Annotated in this window: 6 protein-coding genes; 1 reads left to right on the top strand and 5 read right to left on the bottom strand. The window is 71.6% G+C overall.

The window, feature by feature from the left end; translation table 11 throughout:
• Window positions 1-420 (bottom strand): MarR family winged helix-turn-helix transcriptional regulator (locus tag HW577_RS20755; RefSeq protein ID WP_198378028.1); only part of this gene is annotated, 420 nt, incomplete at its 3' end.
• A gap of 59 nt (window positions 421-479) precedes the next feature.
• Here HW577_RS20755 and HW577_RS20750 point away from each other — a divergent pair.
• On the top strand, window positions 480-1,613 hold the full coding sequence (locus HW577_RS20750; RefSeq protein WP_198378027.1) for a homogentisate 1,2-dioxygenase: 1,134 nt from the start codon (window positions 480-482) through the stop codon (window positions 1,611-1,613).
• Between the two features lie 78 nt (window positions 1,614-1,691).
• Here HW577_RS20750 and HW577_RS20745 read toward each other — a convergent pair whose 3' ends face one another.
• The 4 genes from HW577_RS20745 to HW577_RS20730 all read right to left on the bottom strand — a co-directional run.
• Window positions 1,692-2,294, bottom strand: coding sequence for an ABC-type transport auxiliary lipoprotein family protein (locus HW577_RS20745; protein ID WP_198378026.1), 603 nt, complete (start codon window positions 2,292-2,294; stop codon window positions 1,692-1,694).
• A 1-nt stretch (window position 2,295) separates the two neighbouring features.
• On the bottom strand, window positions 2,296-3,339 hold the full coding sequence (locus HW577_RS20740; protein ID WP_198378025.1) for an MlaD family protein: 1,044 nt from the start codon (window positions 3,337-3,339) through the stop codon (window positions 2,296-2,298).
• 1 nt (window position 3,340) lies between these two features.
• Entirely contained in the window at window positions 3,341-4,090 is a 750-nt protein-coding gene (locus tag HW577_RS20735; protein WP_198378024.1) for an ABC transporter ATP-binding protein, read from the bottom strand.
• On the bottom strand, window positions 4,087-4,910 hold an 824-nt coding region (locus HW577_RS20730; RefSeq protein WP_198378023.1), incomplete at its 5' end, for an MlaE family ABC transporter permease. The genes HW577_RS20735 and HW577_RS20730, both read right to left, overlap by 4 nt.

Genomic DNA, 4,910 nt, shown 5'->3' with positions numbered 1-4,910 from the left:
CAGGGCGAGGGCGCCTTCCAGCGCGGCGCGCGCCTCCGGCGCCAGGGTGGCGGTCAGTTCGGCCTCGAGCGCGCGGGCGCGCGGGACGATGGCGTCGAAGACGCGCCGCCCCGCGGCGGACAGCACCAGAGGTTCCAGCCGCCGGTCGCCGCGATGCGGCGCGTGGCGCAGCAGCCGGCGCGCGAGAAGCGCTGCGACCGCGCGGCTGACCTTCGCCTTGTCCATGCCCGTCCGGTCGCGCACCGCGCGCGCCGTCGCCGTGCCGTCGGCGCCGACCACCGCCAGCACGCGCCATTCGGGGATGGAAAGGCCGAATTCGTCGGCATAGCGGCGGGCAAACAGGCGCGAGACGCGGTTGGAGGCGACCGAGAGCCGGTAGGGCAGGAAGCCGTCGAGGTCGAAGTCCGGTTCGCTTGACATCGGTTTCATGTGAAACCAATTTCGGAGCGTGGGCAAGCGCCCGAGGAGGACCCGTCGCCATGACGCGCCAGTACATCCCCTTCCCGCGCTCGGAGGGACTTTCCTCCCGCCAGGCGCATGCCGACCTGCCGGACGGCACCTTCGAGCGGGAGCTGGGCAAGGAAGGCTTCTTCGGCCCGGCGACGCACATGCATCACCGCCATCCGCCGACCGGCTGGACATCCTGGGACGGGCCGCTGCGGCCGCGTGCCTTCGACCTTGCGAAGATCAACGCCGAGCACGCATCGCCCTGGGACGCGGCGGAGATCCTGTTCAACGCGCATGTGCGGCTGCGACTGTGGCGCGCGCCGGCGCGGATGGACCACCTCGCGCGCAATGGCGACGGGGACGAGCTGCTGTTCATCCACCAGGGCGCGGGCGACATCTTCTGCGACTATGGCCGGCTGGCCTTCCGCGCCGGCGACTATGTCGTGCTGCCGCGATCGACCATGTGGCGCATGGAATGCAGCGCGCCCGTGGTGGCGCTGCTGATCGAGGCGACGGGATCGACCTTCCAGCTGCCCGACCGCGGCATGGTCGGCAAGCATGCGGTGTTCGACCCGGCGGTGCTGGAGACGCCGAAGCTCGACGAGGCCTTCCGCGCCCAGGCGGATGAGAGCGAATGGGCGGTGCGCATCAAGCGGCGCAACGCGATCTCGACCGTCAACTACCCGTTCAACCCGCTGGACGCGGTGGGCTGGCACGGGGATCTTTCGCCGGTGCGCCTCAACGTCGAGGACATCCGCCCGCTGATGTCCCACCGCTACCACCTGCCGCCGAGCGCGCACACGACCTTCGTCGCGAACCGCTTCGTGATCTGCACCTTCTGCCCGCGCCCCTTCGAGACCGACCCGGGCGCGCTGAAGGTGCCCTTCTTCCACAACAACGACGACTATGACGAGGTACTGTTCTACCACGCCGGCGACTTCTTCTCGCGCGACAACATCCATGCCGGGATGATGACGCTGCATCCCTGTGGCTTCACCCATGGCCCGCACCCGAAGGCGCTGGGCAATGCCTTCACGCCGAAGAAGCCGGCGACGGACGAATACGCGGTGATGCTCGACACGCGCGACGCGCTCGAGATCGGTGCCGCGGCGAGCGCGGTGGAGTGGGGCGACTACGCGCAGTCCTGGCGGGTGAAGCCCGCGTAGCAGGGGCAGCCCTTCGCCGTCAGTTCCCAACAGACAGAAAAGGGAGGGGGATCGGGGGAGGTTCTCCTCCCCCGCCCTTCACGAAAACCGTGCCAGCGCCTGTTCGAGTGACGCGAGCGCATTCCCCAGCGCCGCGCCCATCGCCTCGGCCGCCTGTTCGGGCGTGGGCTCCGCCGTGCCGCCGGCCAGCGGCGCCGACCCGCTGCTGACCATCTGCCCGACCAGCCGGCTGCCCTGTCTTTCATCGACCAGCAGCATGGTCAGTTCCGCGCGCGCGACGCCTTCGCCCTGTACCGCGGCGAGGCGCGTGAGGTCGCCTTCCAGCACGAAGTCGGGTGTCACGCGCGAGCCCGGCGCGAGGATGGCGGAAAAGAGCCGCGAATCGAGCAGCCAGCGCCGCAGCGCCTGCTCGGCGGCTTCCGCCGGCGGCGCCGCCCATTCGGCGTAGAAGTCGAGGAATTCCGTGCCGTCCGGCCGGACGGTGCGCAGGTTGCGCGTGTCCATCCCCGCGCCCGCGCGCAGCGTGCGCACCAGCAGCGTCCGGCGCCCGCGCCCGCTGCGCGGCGCGCCCGTGCGACGCGGGTCGAGCGGGAAGCGGCGCGTCTCGACATAGGGCCTGTCGGGCAGCACCGAGCAGGCGGCGAGCAGCGGCGCGATCAGCAGCGTGCGGCGTGCGATCATCTCAGCGGCGATCCCGTGGCGGTGGCGGTGGCGCGCCGAACAGCGATTGCGACGGGTTGCGGCGCAGCGCCTCGGCCGTGTCGCGCAGGCTGGCGGCGGTGGAGCGCAGGTCGCGCAGCAGCGGGCCGAGGTCGGCCTGGGTGTCGCCGGTGGTGCTGCGCACCGTGCGCAGAGTCGTCTCCATCGCCGTGATCACCGCGGGCAGGCGCGCGATCGCGGTGCGCAGGTCGGCCGCCGCCTGGCCGATATTCGTCGCCGCGTTCGCGATCTCGGGTCCGGCGAGGAGGTTCTCCACCGCCTCCCCCGCCGCGCCGATGCGCGTCGCGGCGGTGCGGATGTCGCGCACCGCGCCGGCGAGTTCGGCACCCTGGATCGCCTCGCGCAGCGCGGCCATGGTGACCGCGGCCTCCCGCAGCGTCGTCGCGATGTCGCCCTGGCCGCTGACCTGGGCCCGCACGTCGTTGAGCACGCCGGTCGCGGCGTCGAGCAGCCCCTCGATGTCGAGCGCGTCGAGGCGCGTCAGGAGACGTTCGGCGGCGCTCGTCACCTGGTTGATGGTCGAGGGGACGGAGGGGATGCGCGGGAATTCCGGATCCCACGGCACGTCGGTGACGGGGAAGCGCGCGGGATCGACGAAATCCACCTCGATGTACGACAGGCCCGTGACGCCCTGGGAGGCGATGCGCACCCGCAGGCCCGCGCGCACGGCTTCCTCGACCGGGGTGCGGCCGTAGCGGCTGGGATCCACGGCGAAGCGGATGAGGACGAGGCGGCTTGTCGTGTCGTCGACGCCGCGGGTCCGTCCGGCATAGACGACGGAGACCAGGCCGAGTTCCGTGACGCGCCCGACGGGGACGCCGCGGAAGCGCACCGGTGCGCCCACGTCGAGGCCGGCGACGGATTCGCGCACATAGGTCTCGAACAGCAGCTGCTTGCCGCTGAAGGTGCCGGAGGTGAGGAACAGCACAAAGCCCACGGCGAGCCCGATGCCCGCGAGCACGAGGATGCCGACCCGCAGATAGAGCGGGCGGGGTGCCGCGGGCATCTCAGGCGGCCTCGCGCCGGAAGAAGGCGCGCACCGTCGGGTGCTCGCTCTCCTCGCGCAGGCGCTTCGGGTCGCCCTCGGCGATCATGCCCTGCGCCGTCTTGTCGAGCATGATGCAGCGGTCGCCGATGGCGAGGATCGATTGCAGTTCGTGCGTCACGACGACGAAGGTCGTGCCGGTTTCCTGCGCGATCTCGCGGATCAGCTTGTCGAGCCCGGCCGAGGTGATGGGGTCGAGCCCGGCGGAGGGCTCGTCGAGGAAGAGCAGCGGCGGGTCGAGCGCCATGGCGCGCGCGATGCCCGCGCGCTTGGCCATGCCGCCCGAGATTTCCGCAGGCAGGCGCAGCGCCGCGTCGCCGAGCCCGACCATGCCGAGCTTGGCGCGCGCCAGCGCCTCCCGCGCCGTGCGCGGCAGGTCGGTGTGCTCCTCGAGCGGCAATTCGACGTTCTCGGCCAGGGTCATGCTCCCGAACAGGGCTCCGGACTGCCACATCACGCCGATGCGCCGCAACAGCGCGCGGCGGGCGGTGTCGTCCAGCGCGCCGAGATCCTCGCCCAGCAGGAAGGCGTGGCCGGCGGACAGCGGCACCAGGCCGATCAGCGCCTTGAGCAGGGTGGACTTGCCGCAGCCCGAGCCGCCGAGGATGACGAAGATCTCGCCGCGCCGGACCTCGAAGGTCACGTCCTTGAAGATCGTCCGCCCGTCGAAGGCGACGGCGAGGTTCTCGGCGCGGATGACGGGCTCGCTCATATGCCGAGCCGGAAGAAAAGCACGGCGAAGATGCCGTCCATCACGACGATCGCGACAATGCCGCCGACGACGGCCGCCGTCGCCGCATCGCCCACCGCGCGCGGTCCGCGCCCGGCGGCCAGCCCCGCGCGGCAGCCGATGGCCGCGATGACGAGGCCGAAGCAGGCCGCCTTGAACAGCCCGCCCACCAGATCCCCCAGCGCGAGCCATTGCTGCAGCTGCCCCTGCACCGCAGCCCAGGGATAGCCGAGCGTGCCCATGATCAGCGTCATGCCGGCCAGGCCCGAGAGGTTCATCAGCAGCGCCAGCACCGGCATGGCGAGCGTCGCGGCGATCAGGCGCGGCAGCACCAGCATGGCGGTCGGATCGACGCCCATGATCTTCAGCGCGTCCACCTCCTCGTTCACCGTCATGGTGCCGAGCTCGGCGGCGAAGGCGGACCCGGTGCGCCCGGCCAGCACCACGCCGGCCAGCAGCGGGCCGAGTTCGCGCAGCAGCGAGATGCCGACGAGGTTCGGGACGAAGACCTCCGCGCCGAAGCGGCGCAGCGGGATGGAGGACTGGTAGGCGAGGATGACGCCGATCAGGAAGCCGAGCAGCAGCGTCAGCGGGAAGGCGCGCGTGCCGACCTCGTCCAGGTGCCGCAGCAGGTCGGACAGGCGAAGCAGCCGCGGGCGCGCCAGCACGCGCCCGGCGGTGACGATCGCCTCTCCCAGGAAGGCGATGCCGCGCACGGCGGCGCGCGCGCGGCCGACCGTCGCGCGGCCGAGATCGGTGATCGGCCCCCAACTCGCAATTCCGAAGAGCGTACGTTTGAACT

Origin of the sequence: Neoroseomonas rubea (genome assembly GCF_016106015.1) — a bacterium.
Taxonomy (GTDB): Bacteria; Pseudomonadota; Alphaproteobacteria; order Acetobacterales; family Acetobacteraceae; genus Neoroseomonas; species Neoroseomonas rubea.
The sequence above is the reverse complement of the archived record's forward strand: the minus strand, read 5'-3'. Positions and strand labels throughout refer to the sequence as shown.